We start from the raw sequence: 19,359 nt of genomic DNA on the forward strand, positions 1-19,359 counted from the left end.
TGATGCTAAAATGTGTGTAACCCATGTTGAGATTCTCCTTGTGTAATGGTTGTTGTGGTGACTCCATTTTACACGAATCTTCCATGGGATATTTTCATTTCAAACTGTCGCACTTCATATTACAATCCATCTTATAAAAAAAAAGCTCAAGAGGCGATGGCGATTACATTCTATTAGGATGCCTGCTTTATAGGGACCCGGATTACGCATGAAATAATGGCGACGTTGAAAAGCCTTAATACGGTTATGACGACCTTCTACTGTAGCATTTGTCCAACGACAACGATGGTAATTGATGATCTCTTCTTGCCAATTACGCATCGTTTTTAGTGTGTTTTTAACCGATACGTGGTCGATTTGTTCGCCTAACTCACACCACCTGCCTTCAATAGCAACTTGAACATTCGGTGAATTGTCGTACCATGTGGTAAAGGCTTCTTTCCATTCCCAAGAGTTTCGCAGAACGGATGAGTAAGCCAGCAATTCATCAAGCTCCTTCTTGTTTTCCGCAGATACAGATCTACGGGAGGGTTTAGCAAGCGGTGATTCGCTTTTAGGAGGGCTCTTGCCCGCGAAGAAAGCGTACTTTGTACCGCTTTACGAACTACTTGTAGTGCCTCTATGACATAGCGATGAACATGGAATCGGTCTGCAATTCGAATGGCAGTAGGAGAGCATTCGCTAATCCACGTGTGATAGGCTTGAGCCAAATCCATGACGACAGCTTTAGGTACCAGTTTTTGAAACTCGGGGTGCTGCTGGGCGTATGCCCACAGATCTTCCAGTTTTCGTCCAGGCAAAAGATCGAGCATCGTCTCTCCCCTCAGATCATGGATACCCGTATTGTAGTTATGACCTTTCTTTATGGCGAAGTCATCGACACCCACAACTAACCCATTACTTTGTATGGCTTGCATCCACGCTTGCTCAGAAAGCCGTTCGCACTCTACAGGAATCGCATCGCTATACATCTGTAGTACTGTGCTGGCGGGAGCCTGTTCCATGGGACGATTGCAGCAGCTCGCACTCCTGGCTTCCGGATCGCATCGTTATGGCCACGACACTACGGCCGCAGTGCCGGGATGGGCGCGGATATCCACGCCTTAAGAACCATAAATTAAAAGTATACCAACAAAATAGTTAATTATAATTATTTATATTTTATTGTAATTAATGGTTATATAAAGGTGCTTGGAATATTATAATACTTAATGCACTTATGGTATTAAAAAAATTGAAAAGGAAGTGTGCCGTTCAATGAAAAAAATGTTTGCATCCGTACTTACAACCGCTCTCATAATTACTGGCGCTGTTCCAGCGTTTGCCCAAGAAAGCACTCAAGCTGCTGCACCAGCAACCGTAAGTGTTGTCAATTCTGAGTCGATTTCTGTTCAGTCTTATTTCTCCGCTAATGTTTCTTGGAGAACTGTTCCTGGAGCATCTTACTATGAGTATTTCGTGTATAAAAACGGCACCCTGGTTGAGTGGGGGACTCAGGGTAATTTAGTGAATGGTCAAAACAGAAATGTCGGGATGGAGACGTTAAACGCCTACAAAATAGAAATTAGAGCGACTGATTCAAACGGCAATCAGCTTGCTTGGGGCACAACGAATACCTTTATGGCAGGCCCCACTTCAATTTACGTATCTCTGTAGTCTAATGTTAGGCTGCCGGAAGAAAAGAAGGTCGGAAGTTCCATTTTAGCATCTAAAAGGAATAAATGGATCAAAAGCCTTAGCTGTAGATTTATTGGAAATAATGATACTTCAAACATAACTCAAATAGGCTGCCTATTTGAGTTATTACAGATAAATTTATTAATCATCAAATTTATCAAAGATTATCGCGGATATTAATTGGACAACAATCTTGTCAACTTTCATGTATAGATCGATGTTTTATTAGAAACAATTTGATTTTACTACTCATTCGTTACGTATGATGACAAGCAACCTCATTCAGTGACGATCTTTTTTCAAGTTTTGGTTGTATTCGTTGGCAGATTTCGGTTCGAAGTGGACAACGTCCATAGAAATAGAACGGACATCCACTGTTGCATTTTTTTCTTCACTTTCTCATCTAAAATGAATTCTGACCGATGCTGAATAAAAAAGTTCAAATCAGAGACAACGGAAACTAGCGCTTTCGTATAAGGTTATGACTCGTTCCGATCTCAACAATTTCACCACGATACATGACTGCAAATCCGATCGCACATATATACCGCTGATGTCAAATCATGCGTAATGAACAGCATGGTTAAACACATTTCATGCTTCAATGTTCGTAATAACTGCAATATTCCTATTCGTAAAGAAACGTCTAGCATGGCCGTCGGCTCATCAGCAGCAATTCCACTTTTTCTAACAGTTCGATGACTAGCTTTTTCTTGGTCTCACTGGTCAAATCCTTCTTATGAGCATGAAGTGGCTCTAATAAGAGATCAAGAAAACGTTTATTCTCGGATTTAATGAATCATAAGGATCTTGGGAAATCATCTGCATTTGTTCACGGTACTTATGTATATCTCGGACGTTTATTACGCATAAATCGATACCATTAAACAGAATCTAGGCAGACGTTTCCTTCAATAGGCGCGACCAACCGAGCCATTGTCGTCTTTCCGCTTCCACTCTCTCCTATAATGACCTTAACTTCCCCTTCTTGAATGGACAAGTTAACATCGTGAACGGCATTTACACTAGGTGTTTTACGGTTAAATACAACTCCAGCATACTTTCATCTATTCCGATCCTATACGTAGTTAGTGTAATTAATAACTTTTCCCCTTGTTCCTATATAAATTTAACACCATCATAACTCAGAAAATTACAACAAGCTCAGATAAAATTGGGTAACAGATATGAGTGTTTTAACTGACGAGTATCCGTTTGGGCATTTGTGAAAAAACTCTTTGCGGCAATCGGTACAGGTTCTTGTCCTCTTACATTTGTTGTCCAATGACACTAAAGTGTCCACATTAATGACATTAATCTCCCTACAATGTGTCTCTTCTCATGTCGGATGACAAGAAGTTGATCCGATTCCCTTTCAATCATATCGCATCAAAAAAATTAGCCACTTTAGAAGATTGGCTAATTTTTTGATGCGAACACACTACTTTATACAAAAAAGCACGTTTCAATGATTATTTTCAAGCTTCAATTTCTGTGTAATTTTAGCATAAGTCATGGTCATTTCTGAAGTGACATTGGCTAACAACTGGTGTACTTGTGCCATGTTTAACCCATTCTTTGTTAGATTGATTCCAAAACGATGTCGAAATGCATAGACCGTGAAATGAAAATACTCACCCTTTTCATCCACAATATTCACTCGCTCAGCAAACCGATCAAAGTGTCTTAGTACGGAAATTTGAAGAAGTAGTCGAACAGCTAAATAATATTTAAAGGAATACTCTAACAAGTATTCCTTTTTTCAATAAAATGAGGATCCATATTTTATGTAGTAATTTCTATAAAATATATGAACAAACGTCTTTATTGTATCGCTTCAAATTTCACTCATGGTCGAGCGGTGGAAGTGCTAGCGAGGTTGCAGACTAATTTACAGTGAACCGTGTCATAAATGAATAAGGACCTTTAATAATAGCCAGTTATCAACACTCTCTACTGCCCGTTACTTCAATACAGCCAATTATAATTTTTTCTTTTTGTTTTCTTTCAATAAATATCCAAGTGTAATAAATCAGCCAAAAAACAATAGGAACTAATAACACATAAGGTCTCTGACTTGCTGGAAGAAAGAAAAATAATAACAGCCCAATAATTAGCATAAGTGGCATTAGAATAAAATACTTCTTGTTATACACGTTCATCCCCTCCCTTCTTCAGCATATCAATGGAAAAGAGAAGCTGCCACGTAGCAAGCTCCTCTACGTGTGGTGTTCTTTCTTATTATTTACACGATTCTTTAGATATCTTGGCGAGAGCAGATTTCCGGTTCTGGATCATTTCATTTCAGCGTATTTGTAAAAGCAGAAAATCAGACCATCCGGTCTGATTTTTCCAATTAGTGAGTTAATCCCAAAACCTCTGTTGCTGGAGTCCAAAAGACGTGTATTCGATTATGGAATAAGAAGATTAAACCTTAGCAAAATGATTCATAATCATTTCGGCGGCCCGCTTATAACCGCCGGCCTGCCGTAAAGATTCACCGATGAGGTAAGCCTGCTGTTTATAAAGCGTTTTGCTTAGTACTTCTGCTAATGCCTCTCTCAAATCAGTTGTGCTGAGGTTATGCTTATTTAAAGTGATACCCGCTCCCAACTCCTGTACCCGATTGGCGACAAGAGGCTGATCCGACGTTAATGGAATCATCACCAACGGAACGTTGTAATAAAGTGCCTCACTAGTACTGTTCATTCCGGCATGTGTAATAAAAACATCCGTATGCTGCAGCATATCCAACTGTGCAATGTATGGCATGACGATAAAATTAGGAGGAATTCGATCAGCCAGCGGCTCCATATCCGTGTATCTTCCTGAAGATAGAACCACATTCACCGGCAAATCCCCAAATGCTTCAAAACAAAGCTGATAGAAATCCAAGTTTTTATTTAAAATGGTTCCCATGGCAATGTACACGGTTTGCGGGTATCGTTCACGAAGCAGCTCGAACGAGAAGGTCGGAGCATCTTGACGCGGTATGATTGAAGGACCAGTGAAAATAAAACTACTGTCCAGCTTTTCTGCCTGCGGCTGAAAATAACGGCTTGAATACACAAGTTTTAACCGACCTGCATGTGCCGGAATCTCTTCCATAGCTGGAATACTCACTTGAAACTCTTGCGCTAACTCACGCGTTATCTTCATCGTAGCCTCATACAGTTCCTTCGTATTCGTATCCATCTCCTTCTCATTCATGCCTTCGCCAGCTCCCAAAGGATCTACGAAAGCAAAGGAGGCAATCGAACACACCGCGGGAATTCCTAGTTTTTCTGCAAGAATAGTCCCTCCCCAGCCCATCAGGGAATCAAAGATCAAATAATCGAACTTTTGATTCTCTATCACTCGAAGCACCTCGGGTATAATCCTCCGAATGATACCGCCTACCATCATATAAATGAACTGATAAGAATGCTTGTACTCCTACGGTTTCAACACTGGATCATGAGAGAAGGCATCTTGCGGAAATGGATAGGTAATGAACTGGGCTCCGGTTTGTTCAATTCGGGAGCGGTACTCCTCCGTGCACACATAGACAACTTCCTCTCCACTGTCAATCAACTGAGTAACTAATCCTAACGACGGATTCACATGGCCTTCAGCCGGAGTAATGACAACTAATACACGTGCCATTTTGTCTACCTCCCAATGCAATTTTTCCCCCGTTCTTCGTGATGTTTTTAACGACGCGACAGTCATCCGTTACATGGGAATGTTCTCTTTCGCCTGGCTGATCGGATGATGTTCTTGATGAACGAGTTCGGTGATTCGTAAAGATGCCAAGAAACTGAATAAGACCAATAGTAATTGGAGTGTTAACACCATCACAACTCCTGTCGATATGCCCCACTGTAAAGTTTCTGACAAGGCGATTAGAGCGCCGCCAACTCCGATGCTTACTCCCATATAGAAGGAATCCACGAATTGCAGATTCGCGGACATTTCTCCCTCTTTCCTAGGCGCCGCATGTTGTAAAGCAATGGCCGCAGTTGTAGGATTAGCCAATCCAACACCGAAGCCGGTAATCATTTGAGAGAGCAGGATGAGTATAATTCCACCGTCCGACAACATAAGGGCTAGGATCACAAGTACAGTCCCAGCGATCATAATCCCGATACCCATCATGACTCTGCGCTTTCGGCCACGACCTTGATCTCGTACATCAAGCTTGGCTTGCAACCACGCTGCGGCGGACCAGCTCAAAGAACCTGCTGCTACAATGAGGCCAGCAAGGTCTGCCGATAACCCCTTTACTTCGGTTAGTGCCAAGATCACAAAACTCTCCGTTGTAAAATAACAAGCCACATACAACCCTCTGGAAACCAATGTAGCAGGCAATCCTTTTTTCACCGCAAAAGTGCCCTTAGGCAGAAGTTTTCGCATTTGTGGGATCATGACGAATAAACCACCCAAAGTGAGTACTATTCCTTTCCAATAGGTTATCATACCAAGTCCTGTGAGTAACAGCCCCGTTCCAATGGCAAGTAGAATTGCATGAAGAGTCTTCGAGTCGGCTGTTTGGGCTGGACCTGTCAGAACTTGCCGAAGCTGCAGATCACGGAAAGAGCGGAATGTGAGACTTAATGCCAATCCAATCAGGGGTAAAACGATCCAGAAAACAAACCGCCATGACATATAGGAGGCAATAAAGCCTGCCAGGTAAGGCCCGATTAAGGAAGGCAGGACAAATGCCATGGAGAATGCCGCTAAAATTTGAGTACGAAGAGTATCCGAATAATGCAACGTTACACAGGTATAAACACATGTGATCAGGGCTCCCGCCCCAAAACCTTGAAGGGCTCTTCCTGCAATAAGCATGTGCATATCAAAAGAAACAGCCGCAACCACGGTTCCTAGCACAAAAATACTAAACGACACGAGCATGGATGTAAAAACGCCGCGCTTGTCAACCTGCTGACCCATAACCAGGGTTCCAATAAGCTGAGATAACAAAAATGCGCTGAAGATCCAACCATATAAATGAATACCCTGCAAGCTTTGTGCCATTTTCGCGGCAATTGTCGTAATAGCCAGCCCCTCGAAAGCTACGGTTGTCAGAACCAGCATAATACCAATCGTCAACGCCCTGTGCTGCCTATCAAAAATCCCAATCTGATTGTTGTTTGTCTCCTACACCTCCATAATAGATGAGTTTTATGGTAAAATTCACCTTTTTTATGATCTAAATATACAACAAACACCCTACTTTGTAAATAAAAATGTTTAATAAGTAGAAATGATAGAAAGCAAGCTGAGTACTTCAACTGATTATCATACCGTACATAACGGCAATCGAAGACGGCACAGCCAGGTTGATATCCTTGTAAGGCTGAGGGTTGATGGTACGAACTTGGACATTCTGGGAAATGCGGGACAACTACAAAGTCTTCTCTTCCTAGTTAATACAAATTTGTGTCATTAGTATCGTGTGAGGGGATGTTTGTGTCAATGGATAAGACATTGAAGTCACACTTAGGTCTACGATCGGGATAGCCCGTGTCCGGATGAGTGCACCGTGACCGTCTTATTTAACGCAGTACCTCGCATGCATCCTGCCACACCTGGAGTGAGGATATGTTGGTGTCTCTGTCTTTATTCAGTTTTAAGGGCTAATGGCCCTTCTCTGTCGCTCGGTAATCATTGCTCCAGAGAAGCTTCGCCGTGCGATCCCCTGAAATGACCTGCTTTCTGAAAATAAAAAGATCGCTAATTTTAGCGATTTCGGATGATGCAATATTCTAGTCCCCCGACATTCCTCCTTCCTTGAGAGTTCTCATCGTTTTTAATCTATGCGTAAAACTATTTAGATCAACATCAAATCGGAAAAGGAACAATGTTCTTGTCCTTTACGGCAATGGAACCAAGTTCTTGTCCTCAGCTCAGGACAAGAACTTGGTTCCTTAAAACAAAAAAAGCCGCTAATATAGCGACTTTGTATGGTACTATGTTCTTGTCCCGAAATCACATGTCAAAATAATGTGATGGCAATCAGACTATATTTTTGTCATCTTACAGTACATAAGGACATTTCAATTCTCTCCAATTTATTATTTTAAAAGTGTGCTTTTCAGGCCTGTTTCTTCTCCTTGGAAAAAAAACAATTGAATTGTAATCGTAATCAAAGTTGGGCTTTGGCCTAATCTTTTTCTCAGCGTAAACATCTGCAGTTTTTAACCAATTATCAAAATGGTATGTTGCTAGTTCCCAAACCAAATGACTCATATACCATCTTCTTGATAATATATTGGTAGTTCGAACTGAACTATATTATTCTTTTTAGCGACGTTAATATTATTTAGAAAAGGGAATGTTATAAAAACTCTCTTTCCAAAAGACATAAGAGTAAGCATAGGGGCATATTTCTGGGAAGGGTTCACCTTTTCTTGTGAATAATCCGGTGAACCTTTTAATGCAATGTTTGTAGTCTTTCAATATAGTTTTAAACAAGTATGCCTCAAATGATTTCGTTATTTGAAAGAGTGTTTGACACAAATCCTTGTGCCTCTCATTTATTGTTATTTCATTCCATTGGTTACACTTCTTTTCATGTTGATAAATACCTTTTTAATAACAAGATCGCTTTAGCCCGGTCATTGGTACCGATCTTGGTATAAATGTCACTTAAATAGTTCTTTACCGTTCCCTGAGTCAAAAATAATTTTTCGGCAATTTCCTTTGAGTTGTATCCCTCCATAAGCAGCCTTGCTAGGTCAAGCTCTCTTTGCGTTAGCTCAAGTTCCTTACCTGCTTTTTCAAATCCGCTGTTCTTATTGCGGATATTGAGAGCAAGCTTTTGTGCCACTTTACCAGTAAGCAGCAAATTTCCGGAAAGCGCTTCATCGATGGATTGAACAAGCTTCTCTCCATCGATGTCTTTAAGCAAATAACCGGAAGCTCCGTAGCATAAAGCCTCTATGATATACGCATCATCGTCGAAGGTCGTTAAGATGAGTATGATCACATGCGGGTGGAGCTCCTTAATGGCTTCGGTTGCCTTTACGCCTCCCATACCCGGCATGCGGATGTCCATCAGAATGACATCCGGAACAACCGAGTGAAGCCGTTCAAGCGCTTCTTCGCCGGTTTGAGCCTTCCCAACGATCTCTATCCCCGATCTTATCGAAAGCAAAGTTTCCAGACCTTCAAGCATAAGTTTCTGATCATCCACAAGCATGACGCTGATTTTGCGATCGCTATCCATTAACTGTCCCCCCTTGCAACAGGCATCCGGACATGGAGTGCAAATCCCTTCATAGGCTCACTTTGCACACTTAATTGACCTCCGATGGCCTCAATTCTTTCTTCCATCGATTTCAGACCAAACCCATATATGAATGAATCGCTGCCGCTTCCATTGTCCTTTACCTTAATATGAATCGTATCTTGCTGCTCATGGACAGAGATCTCAATTGTACTTGCTTTGCCATGTTTTAGCGCATTGGTAATCGATTCCTTTATGAAGTTGATCATGACATACTCCTGAAGAGAGATTAGATGGGTGAGCGCCTCATAATGCAAAATAAATTGAACGCCCGTCTGCTTCTCAGTATCGGTCATGATCTTCTGTATTCCTTCCTTAAGCCCCAAGTCGCCAATAGTCCCTTCCTTTGCTTTTAATGTTTTGACAACCTGACGGATGTTGCCGAGTCCTTGCTTCAGCTGCTCGCGTGCGATGAGGATCTTCCGAAGAGATTCCTCCGGTTTTCTAACGAAGAGCAGTTGGGCACCCTCAAGGGCGACGATCGCTGTAGTTAACGTGTGTCCCACAGTATCATGAACTTCTTCCGCAATCCGCGTTCTCTCTTTTAATGCCGCCATCTCTTCTCTCATTCTAGCTTCCTGGATCAAAGATTCGTTTAATCGAAGGTTCATATCTCTTTGATTGAGCAGCAGCTTGGTGCTCCAGATTGGTATTACCAAAAACGAATAGCTCAAAATATGGAACATATTCCGCCATAAATCTTCTCCGCCTGCTGACCACAAAAAAATGTAGGTTAAATATCCGCCATAGGCAAACGGAAAAGCGTACCACGACTTGTAGTGCAGGAGAAGATCAGCAACAAAGAGAACAAATGCGATACTCTCAATTTCTGTTCCGCTTCGCAGGAATAGAAGAAAGAGGAGAACGATTTCGACAAGCGGGGATAATGCTGCAATGAGATGATACTTGGGATGATTTAACACTCGTTTCGTGTGTCTTAAAAAATAGAGCCCTATCAGGATCGCAACAACCATAGAGCCTTTATATTGAGATAATAAAACATAAAGCATTAGCAGGACCACATAAGAGCAAGTCAGCCCATAGAAAAATATTCTCGATACTTTCGTGTTGCTTAATGTATGAACGGTTGAAATATTTATGAGACCACACATCCTTTAGAAATCAATCGCTTTACAGGACTCCTAGAATAGCCGCAACAACACCTAGAAGCAATGGAATGGCTTCCACCCCATGAATGATGACGGCCGGCCAAAAGCTACGATATTTGACATTTAAAAAGCCGTAAAAAATCGATCCAACGAGAATCAAAGGAATATCCGATACTTTATGAAGGTGGTAAATAGCGAACAAAACGCCGTTCATTGCCCAATCCCATCTTCCAAAGGCTCCCTTCATCTTCGGCAGCAGAATACCCCGGAAGAACAACTCTTCCCCCAGTAAATAATTAAACAAACAACTGACAAGCGCAATACCGAGCAGATACCAATCACCGACAAATTCAGGGGCCAGCAGGTTTTGTATTTTTGCATATTCCTGAGGAGCCATAAACGGGAAAATCCGATTGATAGCTTCCCCCACAAACTCGAACAAACCTGAGCTTTCAAAGAAAAAAGCGTACAGAATAATCGGAATCGTGAATGAATAAACGAGTTTGTAGACCTTAAACGTTTTCGGATGAACAGGATGATTTAGCCACAGTCTTTTTTTCAGCTTCGCCCAGCTTAAATTACCCAGTTCTCTTTTCAAGAGGATGACAGATAGTACAAACTGCCAGATCATGCCGATAATCATAAGCATCCAATAGAGAATACCAGGATGTATACTGACGATTGGCACCAAAACCGGCATCAATATGAATCTAATAAAGAACATCGGCAACGTGACCAAAGCCCATAAACCCAATATTTTGCCAACACTATACTGCTTGATTTCTATTTCGTTATTCAACCTTCTCACTCCTTCTCGACAAATATATTTACTGGAGTAAATATATTAAAAAGGACCATCATATGATAAGTGACGATCGTCATAAACCATGGATAGCATCTGAAAATGTTAGAGAAACAAAAAAGCATCGTGCCGAAAGAAGGGAGTTCTCCCCACATTCGGACGGTGCTTCCGCTGGTCAGTTATTAGCCCACCAGATTTTTATATAAGTTACTTGATTATAATTAAGCAGTCTTAGCCAAGTCTGCCGGGGTATAACTAGCTAAGCCTAAGTAAAGATCCCCGCTACTTTCTGAGTGTTGGAATAAGTCGATGGGGCAATAATATCTTCGTATGGCAACCAAACAGAGCCCACAGAGGTTAATAGACGTTGGGAATTAATCAAAAGAAACTAAATATTATTTTCCTTCCGAAGATATAGAACATGTATCGAAGGTTATAAATGTGTTTCGTTAACACAAGGCCCCGCTAGGGATTATCCTGCGGGGCCTTACCATATTACATCATGAAATAAGAGGTACCTTTATAGTAGGCCATGAACCTTAAAGGGAGATTATATTGAGGTTAGTAATAAATAAAAGCTCCGCGCAGGATGAATCGAGCGTTCGCTCGTATTCGTCCCGATCAAAATTTTGACCATCCGAATACCGGCCTCAACATCTTGCGAATCCAATAAGCGATTATCGTCCCTGAGGTCCATGAACTGGGATTCTGCATGTACTCCTTGTATTGATCGTTGATAATATACGTCCTAGTGGAAGTAGGGCTCTTCAGACCGAACTTTTCCCACTTCGCCGGATCATTTGAACCTTCGAGCCTTAGGAGCATATTCGCCGACTCACTATTTATTTTAGCCGGAATTTGCTCGTATGCTTGGGTGATTTGCACATGAAATTCGTCGATCGGATTGCGGCTAGCAAGGCTCTCCAAGTGGATGCCTTCGCGAAGGTAAGAAACGTATGCCAAATGGTCAGCCCAGAACTGGTCGATATAAAAAAGCCGTACCCGCTGCTCCGAAGGGCTCATCTGTTTCTCGCCTTTCAAAATTGCGAGCCGCTCCCCGTATAGAATTCGCCTCTGATCCTCCACCATATCCGAATAACAGTTCAGTTCCTGGCGGATATCGAAGTTTTGGCCCATAATAATGTGCTGAATTTGTCCAATTTTGCTGCGGAGCACCGAATCTTCGAGAGCCTCATCCTGCCTAAGATTGCGAATCGCTTTATTGATACCGAACCGAAGCATTAACTCGTCCTCCAAGCTTACGAAAAATACAGAAGCTCCCGGGTCACCTTGGCGACCCGAACGCCCGCGCAGTTGGTCGTCGATCCGCACGCTTTCGTTCACATGCGTACCAATCACGTACAACCCGCCCAGCTTGGCGACAACTTCCCCTTGCGTGGGGTTGCCGCCGCCAAGCCGAATGTCGACGCCGCGTCCCGCCATATTCGTAGACACCGTCACGGCGCCGATTTCTCCCGCTTTGGCGATGATCTCGGCTTCTTTTGCGTCGTTTTTCGCATTAAGAACATGGCAAGGTACGTCGGCAACCGTTAGCGCCTCCGCCAGCATGTTAGACTCTCCGACACTTGACGTACCAATGAGAATCGGACGTCCCGTCGCATGGGCGGATGAGATTTCTTGTACAAGCGCCTTAAGTTTGGCTTCTTTATGGGTATAAATCCGGTGCGAATGGTCAATCCGTATGTTTGGCCGGTTCGGTGGAATTTGCACGACCTGCAGCACATAAATATCTTCGAAATCCATTGCGGAGGCCTGCGCGGTAGCCGTCATTCCGCAAATCTTCGGATACAGGCTAATGAAGTGTTGAAGGGTAATCGTACCGAGAATTTTCCCGCCGGCTAAGGACTGCATCCCTTCTTTAGCCGCAAGCGCGGCTTGCAGCCCGTCCGGCAAATGCCTGTTCTCCGCCACACGGCCGGTATATTCGTCGATCAGCTCGATATTACCGTCCCGGACGATGTAATCGACGTCTTTTTTCAATAACAATTCCGCATGCAGCGCGCAATTTAACGATATTAACAAATGACTATGATGGCTTTCGTACAAATTGTCGCATCCCAGCAGCGATTCCGCTTTCGCAGAGCCCGTTTCATTCAAATAAACGTTCCGCATGAACTCGTCGAAGTCGTAATGCTCTACTTGCGCGAGCTGCCGAGCCACTTCTGCGAAACGAATGCCGTCGTTGCCGAAAGAGCCCGGTTCGCCGGCGATGACTAGCGGCACCCGCGCTTCGTCGAGAAGCAGTGAATCCGCTTCGTCGACGATGACGTAGTGGAAAGGACGATGCACGGTATCGGCTTCGTCTAGTGCGATCATGTCGCGCAAATAATCGAATCCCGCCTCTTTAGCCGTAACGTAGGTTATATCCTTGGCGTACGCTTCCCGTTTCTCGAACAGGCTCATGCCCGCTTGAACCGAGTTTACCGTTAACCCGAGGAAACGATAGATCGGGCCCATCCACTCCGCATCTCGATTTGCCAAATAATCGTTAAAAGTCAGCACATGAACGCCTTCGCCAGTTAGCGCATGTAGATAAGCAGGCATAACAGCAGAGAGCGTTTTTCCTTCACCGGTATGCTGCTCGATCAAAAATCCCTCGTGCAGAGCGATGGCAGCCATGATCTGGACATCGTAGGGCTGTAATCCGAGCGTTCTCTTTGCTGCCTCACAAACTAGCGCATAGGCATCGACAAGCAGCTCGTCCAAAGGCGTACCCGATTTTGCTTCCTTATTCAGCCAGAGAGATTCCGCTTGCAGCTGCTTTTCGTCCCATGCTTCCAAATTCCGTTTCCTGATGAGCTCCGCTTTGTCCCGATAGCCTTTCAGCTTATGCCGGGTATCGCGGTCTTTGAATTCTCGCATCAACTTGACGGCTAAATTCATCGGAATTTGATCCCTCCTCGGTAGAAATACGCGATTCTATTACTCATCCTTTAACCGTCGTTGATACAAAACAACAGACACAATCGTTAATACAACCGTCCATGCTAAAATAATGAGGAGGGGTTTTAATAAATCACCCGTCGTAAAGCCTATATTCGGTATACCTAGCAAATACACAAGTTGACTGCTCGGTACGTACTCCAGCACTTTCAAGATCGGATAATCATCCACCAGAAACGCTCCCCCTGGCGCCCCAGTGAAGATGACCGCTACAGGAATTATAGATAAGGATGCTTCAAGCACCGTCTGGGAGAATAAACCACATATCGTCCCGGCTGCTGTGTATAGAATAATCGAAAGAATGATTGCTGCCACAAACGCCCATATACTAGCTGGCTCATAGCCAAGTATATACGTAGAAATAGTCAGAACAATAGCAGACATTACAAAGACTAAAGTACTTTTACCGATTAAAACATCCATGGTCGTGGCCGGAGTCATCATTAATGATCGTAAAGTGTTACGCTCCTTTTCTTCCGCAATTAAGCATGCTTGTACGAAACATGGTAGTATCACAAACGAAGTATTAAGAACAATACCGATAGCTCCATGCAACAAAGACGGGGGTGCACTTCGAAGAATAAGTGCAAGGCAAATTGGAAAGAGCAACATAATGGAGACCGCATAATTGCGTGAAAACTCTTTGTAATCCTTCACGAATATCGCTCGAGCACGTTTTAATGAGATACTCATAGTAACTCACTTCCTGTCATTTTAATAAAGATATCACCTAGACTTGGCTCTTTCGTTTCTAATCGATCAATTAACCCTCGTTTCATCCAATCCGCTATTTGATCAGCCGTTCCCTCATCTATCGGGAGCTCGTAGGCTTCCCCATTTATTAAGTCAACACAGACTACGTTTTCTCGATGCTGTCGTTTAAGTTCCTTTGGTGAGCCGATGGTTTGGATTTGTCCTTGATACAAAATCGCTACACGGTTACATATCAATTCTGCCTCAGCCATATCATGCGTAGTTAAAAAAATCGTTGTCCCTTTCTCATTTAAGTAGCGTAAGCCTTTATAAATATGTGATGAGTTTACTGGATCTAAAGCTGAAGTAGGTTCATCTAGAAATAATAATTCCGGCTCATGGATAATCGCGCATGCCAACATGACACGCTGACGCATCCCTTTCGATAGGAGATTGACTTTCTTTTTGCGCTCTCCGCTTAAGTTTACAAACTGCAGCACCTCATCGATCGAAGATCTAGGAAGATTATATAACTTACGATACAGCTCTAGATTTTCCTCAATCGATAATCTCTCATATAGACCACTGTTATCCGTCAAAATGCCAAAGCGCATCTTCTGTGCAGACTGCTGCATCATCTCCGCTGGCTGGTTAAATACACTTGCCTGTCCACTTGTTGGATTTAATTGCGCAGTTAAAATCTTTATTAATGTTGTTTTTCCTGAACCACTCGGACCGAGGAAACCAAAAATTTCCCCTTTCGGAATTGAAAAAGACACATCTGTTAACGCATCCTTATTTCCAAATCTCTTTCGAATACGTTCTACTTGGATAACATCCATTAACACCACTTCCTTAGCGTTGATGCCTTAAGCATATAAAGATTGCATGCTTCCAGCCATCAAAACCCGCCGAAATGTAGCTTCTATAGCCTGAATGGTACCACCCAATGCTTGATTGGTTCGACATTACTCTGGACATGGCATATGCTTACGAAGTTATGTTTGCTTCGCAAACATTTTAAATGTTAAGAAGTGCTTTTAATTCATGCAATTTTGAACGCGATAACGGAACCACGGCATCTTTACCTGTATTTAATCGCAAGCTGTAGCTATTCTTCGTCCATGTAATAATCTCTCTTACTTTTTGCAGATTAACGATGTAGGATCGATGACACCTAAAAAATCCGAAATTTAACAATCTCTGCTCGAGCTCGGTTAGCGTCAAAGCACAGTCATAATTGTCCCCACCCACATGAACAAGGATCGAACCATCTATACTTTCTATAAAATCGATTTCAGGCGGATTAAATAAAATCACTTTGTCATTTCTTTTTGTAGATATCTTCTGCAAGGTTATATTGGCCTCATCTTGTTTCTGTACTTCCTGCTTATCCTCTTCTGAGTCCCGAATATCCAATTGATGAAATCCGAATTCATTCAATCGATAAATGGCATCACAGGAAATAATGGCATCCTCTAAATTCGAAGTTAAAATTAATACTTGCTTTTCTTTCAAAAGGTCATCTAGAATCCGTTTAAATTGACGACGATCTTGCTCTTCTAAGTAAAAATAGGGTTCCTCCAGTACAAGTGTAGGCTGATGCGCAAAATAGACACGTAGCAATGTCACATACATCCTTTTCGATGAGCTTAGATCCTTGATTTTTACCTTCCGTTCTTCTTTTAAAGCAAAATAATCCATTAACAAAGCGACACGCTCATTCCTCTCCGTTACTTTGATTAGAAAAGTGATTAGCTCTTCCACCGTTAAACGCATATACTCGCTTTGTTGAGCTCGAAATAAATAAAATTGGGAATGATCAACTAATTGATTCATTAAAAGCTGCTTTCGCTTCAAGTCCGTTATAATGCCAATCGATTGGTTCGATGTCATATTTAATTCGATCTTCGGTAGAAATAATTCCCCATCATAATACATTGGTTGAAATTGCATGCCGTCCTCCTGGTCAGTGCCGCTATAGGATATATATAACAATTATAATGTTAGGATACTTTTTTGTCAGTTTTTACTGAAAAATATAACGGCATTTAAATACGATAAGAGGGGATTTTTCATGCAACAACGCATTCAAAATTTGGATCGGCTCATTCACTCGCGGTAGATCATAAACGTATTTTTGGGGTGGTTCTGCAAGTGGAATCAGGAGATGGACGACTGTCATTGAGCGGAGGGGCCGGTAATCCATGCCCCGCAAGGAAAGCCGCAAAAAAACTTGCCCTTATTTATGATACGGTTCACCGCAAATGATCTCAAACTATCCTGCCCGGGAGCTTAATAAAAAGAACAGGATACCGAAGCACCTGCTCTTCAATGTGTATTATTCAACTCCCTCGATTTGTCCTTGAACCGCTTTTAGGTCAACAGATAGAAGATCGCGTATCTTTTTCGCCACTCGAAGTTCTGCGTACACTCCCTGTGGAATATTGGGTACAGCATATCTCCCATCTTTGACTAACTGTGCAATTACCCTAGCATCTTTCACATCATTTTTTGTAGGTGAATTGTCATCTAGCTCCTTGCTCTTCTTTACATGCATCGGGTTTACTACGACAAATTGAATACGTTGATCTTTAAGAAAGTGAGCTAGATTGAGCCAGTAGTGACCTGTTGGTTCCATTCCTACAATCACTTTTTCCATCCCTTGATCTTTCATTAGTTGTTGAATCCAACCTAGAAAGTGATTGAAATCTGAGTTCGTATTTTCAAAATGGAAAACCTTCTTGAACTCCTGCCCTCTAAATCCTGTGCGCGTGCAATGTGCTTGTACTTAGCGATATCTACGCCAACTATTATCGTTTGAGAAGTGATTTGAGCTATCTTCTCATTTTGGTTATAATTCATATTATCTGCCTCCTGATATTTGAATTCGTCCCTTTTGCTGGCCAGCTTAGGACAATTCTTATGATATCAAGAGGTCTTTTATTGTTTAAACGTCATTCTTACTCATTACAGGAATGCTGCCCGTTGGCTTAATCATCATCGGCCACCGGAACATATTCTTGAGCTATTTCGGTTAGCGGTACATATTCTTGTCATCCGACAGATGCCGTGTTGTACGGGTACAATTGATTCGAACCTAATTGGTCCAATAAAAAACAAAAAAACGCACCCAAAATTTGAAAAAGTCCCGGTCTTGACTCCGTGGCTAACGGTACAAGTTATTGTCCTCTTTCAAGCCTTCTCATATTTATTATTAACACAACATCCTGTTCCCCGTTTTCGGCAAGGCCATGACACAGCAAAAAACCAGCCAGTCAAGGGTTTAAGAGTGGAGATTTTGCGACAGCAAAATACTACTCGTCCCTTGACTGGTTGGATAGGCGCAGCGGCCTGAATTACGAGCAATTCTGTACTTGCACCTTCTCTTTATTGGGATAAGGCGAAGATGCTGCTAATTACGGTATCCTGCATATATCAAAGATTGTTGCGGATTATTTCTGTTTTCATGGATTATAGAGCTTTAATGCTTCCAGCCTTTTTGCTCGCTCAAACGCTTTATGTAAAAACTCTTTAGCCGATAAATCCTCATAATCCCAATTCATGGCCTCTATTGCAGTCGCGCCTGAATAATCCGTTTCCACAATTTTTTTCATGGTTGTAGACCAATCAATCGTGCCGTCAAAGGGTAACCCGTGTTGGGCATAACTTCCGTTATTATCATGTAAATGTACTGCCATCAACCGGGAACCGTACATGGATAATAAATCATTGCCCTGATAGTAGCGGTAGTGATGTCCACAGTCATAACAGAATCCGATACGCAGAGAATCCACTTGCTCCAGCACATACGCCAAATTGGTAAGGTTCCGTAAATTCTCCAGCGCAACATTGACACCAAGCTGTTCAGCTTTTTCAGTGATTCTCTTGATTCTATCCAGTCCCAATGGGTTATATAGATTGTCTTCGCCCGGCAGGTGCACCACCATTGTCGGAATCTCAAATTCGGCGCAATCTGCAACACATTGCAAATAGCAGTCGGTTAAGGCTTCACCGTCCAGATTGTCAAGCCAGAGTTTGTTTTCGTTTTGGATTGGCGTGTGGATATTTTCTATAAAAAGACCCGCTTCTCGCGCAATTTGTGGCCCGTTGCGGTAATCGTTCCGATTAAAGTCTTCACTCCACCATAATAAAACACCATCAAATCCGGCTTCTTTTATTAACTGATAACGTTCCTTAATCGGCAATTCATAGCCAAACCAATCATAAATAGTAATCATAAGCCGCTTCCTTTCCGGATTTTTCCGTTATAGCTTTTATATAATTCATAGACATCACCCTAACAAAATTCTATAAATCATTTTATACTTATATTGCGGATAAAATCAGATACTTTCAAATTGTCCTCCATATAATATCCCTCCCTTCGACATTATATTTCGACACTCAGGAATATTTTACCTTCTGGCATTTCCCCATGGAACAAAACTGAGAAGTACCTTCCCAACGGCCCCATATACAACTCGCACATTTCGGATTTTGCTCATTTTTGGCACAAAATAGACGAATATTAAATCGGCTTTAGTACCAAGTTCTTGTCCATTATCGGCAATAGGTACAAGTTCTTGTCTTAAGCAAAGGACAAGAACTTGTACCTATAAAATAAAAAAGCCGCGTCCAACGCGGATTCCATTAGGTATATGTTCTTATCCTCTTACATGTCTGTGCATCTGAATTGGTACGGTCTGCATGCAGACGCTTAACCGAGTCGCCGAATGAATCAGCGTTATTGCCTCTCGTAACGATCGTAACACCTCCATCCATACTATAACTTAGGCTCAGTAGACTAACTACTAGGAGTCAGAATTTGTTCTTCCGAC

At 42.3% G+C, this 19,359-nt stretch carries 13 protein-coding genes and 4 pseudogenes; 1 reads left to right on the forward strand and 16 read right to left on the reverse strand.

Features of this window, described 5'->3' with window-relative positions:
* Nucleotides 1–114: 114 nt before the first annotated feature.
* Nucleotides 115–1,004, reverse strand: a pseudogene (locus tag PGLA_RS29420) (ISL3 family transposase); the annotation flags it as partial.
* Nucleotides 1,005–1,266: 262 nt separating this feature from the next.
* On the opposite strand from PGLA_RS29420, the gene PGLA_RS14780 reads away from it, so the two are divergent.
* Entirely contained in the window at nt 1,267–1,656 is a 390-nt protein-coding gene (locus tag PGLA_RS14780; RefSeq protein ID WP_161487913.1) for a hypothetical protein, read from the forward strand.
* Nucleotides 1,657–2,560: 904 nt separating this feature from the next.
* On the opposite strand, the pseudogene PGLA_RS26855 reads toward PGLA_RS14780, so the two are convergent.
* From PGLA_RS26855 to PGLA_RS14850, 15 genes and pseudogenes are all read right to left on the reverse strand, one after another.
* Nucleotides 2,561–2,680, reverse strand: a pseudogene (locus PGLA_RS26855) (ATP-binding cassette domain-containing protein); the annotation flags it as partial.
* Nucleotides 2,681–3,142: 462 nt separating this feature from the next.
* Complete coding sequence (locus PGLA_RS14785; RefSeq protein WP_068534027.1) at nt 3,143–3,427, reverse strand: site-specific integrase; 285 nt, start codon at nt 3,425–3,427, stop codon at nt 3,143–3,145.
* Nucleotides 3,428–3,620: 193 nt separating this feature from the next.
* A complete protein-coding gene (locus tag PGLA_RS14790) occupies nt 3,621–3,833 on the reverse strand; it encodes a hypothetical protein (protein WP_145939565.1) in 213 nt (70 codons plus the stop codon).
* A gap of 271 nt (nt 3,834–4,104) precedes the next feature.
* Nucleotides 4,105–5,322, reverse strand: a pseudogene (locus PGLA_RS14795) (macrolide family glycosyltransferase).
* A gap of 69 nt (nt 5,323–5,391) precedes the next feature.
* A complete protein-coding gene (locus tag PGLA_RS14800) occupies nt 5,392–6,756 on the reverse strand; it encodes an MFS transporter (RefSeq protein ID WP_084411137.1) in 1,365 nt (454 codons plus the stop codon).
* Nucleotides 6,757–7,698: 942 nt separating this feature from the next.
* The gene (locus PGLA_RS28050; RefSeq protein WP_068534033.1) at nt 7,699–7,911 is read right to left on the reverse strand and encodes a hypothetical protein; all 213 of its coding nucleotides are present in this window, start codon (nt 7,909–7,911) and stop codon (nt 7,699–7,701) included.
* Between the two features lie 322 nt (nt 7,912–8,233).
* Nucleotides 8,234–8,890 (reverse strand): response regulator transcription factor, encoded by a 657-nt coding sequence (locus PGLA_RS14810; RefSeq protein ID WP_068534035.1) that lies wholly within the window; start codon nt 8,888–8,890, stop codon nt 8,234–8,236.
* The gene (locus PGLA_RS14815) at nt 8,890–9,960 is read right to left on the reverse strand and encodes a sensor histidine kinase (RefSeq protein ID WP_068534037.1); all 1,071 of its coding nucleotides are present in this window, start codon (nt 9,958–9,960) and stop codon (nt 8,890–8,892) included. Before PGLA_RS14815 ends, PGLA_RS14810 begins: the two co-directional genes overlap by 1 nt.
* A gap of 121 nt (nt 9,961–10,081) precedes the next feature.
* Nucleotides 10,082–10,858: a CPBP family intramembrane glutamic endopeptidase gene (locus PGLA_RS14820; RefSeq protein ID WP_068534039.1), complete on the reverse strand. Its 777-nt coding sequence runs from the start codon at nt 10,856–10,858 to the stop codon at nt 10,082–10,084.
* A gap of 624 nt (nt 10,859–11,482) precedes the next feature.
* A complete protein-coding gene (secA2, locus tag PGLA_RS14825) occupies nt 11,483–13,765 on the reverse strand; it encodes an accessory Sec system translocase SecA2 (protein WP_068534041.1) in 2,283 nt (760 codons plus the stop codon).
* A gap of 39 nt (nt 13,766–13,804) precedes the next feature.
* Entirely contained in the window at nt 13,805–14,518 is a 714-nt protein-coding gene (locus tag PGLA_RS14830) for an ABC transporter permease (protein WP_068534043.1), read from the reverse strand.
* On the reverse strand, nt 14,515–15,360 hold the full coding sequence (locus PGLA_RS14835) for an ABC transporter ATP-binding protein (RefSeq protein ID WP_068534045.1): 846 nt from the start codon (nt 15,358–15,360) through the stop codon (nt 14,515–14,517). The genes PGLA_RS14830 and PGLA_RS14835 overlap by 4 nt, the downstream gene beginning before the upstream one ends.
* 178 nt (nt 15,361–15,538) lie before the next feature.
* Entirely contained in the window at nt 15,539–16,474 is a 936-nt protein-coding gene (locus tag PGLA_RS14840) for a LytTR family transcriptional regulator DNA-binding domain-containing protein (RefSeq protein WP_068534047.1), read from the reverse strand.
* 400 nt (nt 16,475–16,874) lie between these two features.
* Nucleotides 16,875–17,383: pseudogene (locus tag PGLA_RS14845) on the reverse strand (IS110 family transposase); the annotation flags it as partial.
* 602 nt (nt 17,384–17,985) lie between these two features.
* Complete coding sequence (locus PGLA_RS14850; protein WP_068534049.1) at nt 17,986–18,759, reverse strand: sugar phosphate isomerase/epimerase family protein; 774 nt, start codon at nt 18,757–18,759, stop codon at nt 17,986–17,988.
* Between the last annotated feature and the right edge of the window lie 600 nt (nt 18,760–19,359).

It is taken from the genome of Paenibacillus glacialis (assembly GCF_001637205.1).
GTDB classification, from domain to species: Bacteria; Bacillota; Bacilli; order Paenibacillales; family Paenibacillaceae; genus Paenibacillus_AQ; species Paenibacillus_AQ glacialis.

Bases quoted from the DNA above. Each gene is read 5' to 3' on its own strand.
- PGLA_RS14780 (WP_161487913.1), top strand. From the start codon at position 1,267: ATGTTTGCATCCGTACTTACAACCGCTCTCATAATTACTGGCGCTGTT.
- PGLA_RS14800 (WP_084411137.1), bottom strand. From the start codon at position 6,756: ATGCTGGTTCTGACAACCGTAGCTTTCGAGGGGCTGGCTATTACGACA.
- PGLA_RS28050 (WP_068534033.1), bottom strand. From the start codon at position 7,911: ATGAGTCATTTGGTTTGGGAACTAGCAACATACCATTTTGATAATTGG.
- PGLA_RS14810 (WP_068534035.1), bottom strand. From the start codon at position 8,890: ATGGATAGCGATCGCAAAATCAGCGTCATGCTTGTGGATGATCAGAAA.
- PGLA_RS14815 (WP_068534037.1), bottom strand. From the start codon at position 9,960: ATGCTTTATGTTTTATTATCTCAATATAAAGGCTCTATGGTTGTTGCG.
- secA2 (WP_068534041.1), bottom strand. From the start codon at position 13,765: ATGAATTTAGCCGTCAAGTTGATGCGAGAATTCAAAGACCGCGATACC.
- PGLA_RS14830 (WP_068534043.1), bottom strand. From the start codon at position 14,518: ATGAGTATCTCATTAAAACGTGCTCGAGCGATATTCGTGAAGGATTAC.
- PGLA_RS14835 (WP_068534045.1), bottom strand. From the start codon at position 15,360: ATGGATGTTATCCAAGTAGAACGTATTCGAAAGAGATTTGGAAATAAG.
- PGLA_RS14840 (WP_068534047.1), bottom strand. From the start codon at position 16,474: ATGCAATTTCAACCAATGTATTATGATGGGGAATTATTTCTACCGAAG.
- PGLA_RS14850 (WP_068534049.1), bottom strand. From the start codon at position 18,759: ATGATTACTATTTATGATTGGTTTGGCTATGAATTGCCGATTAAGGAA.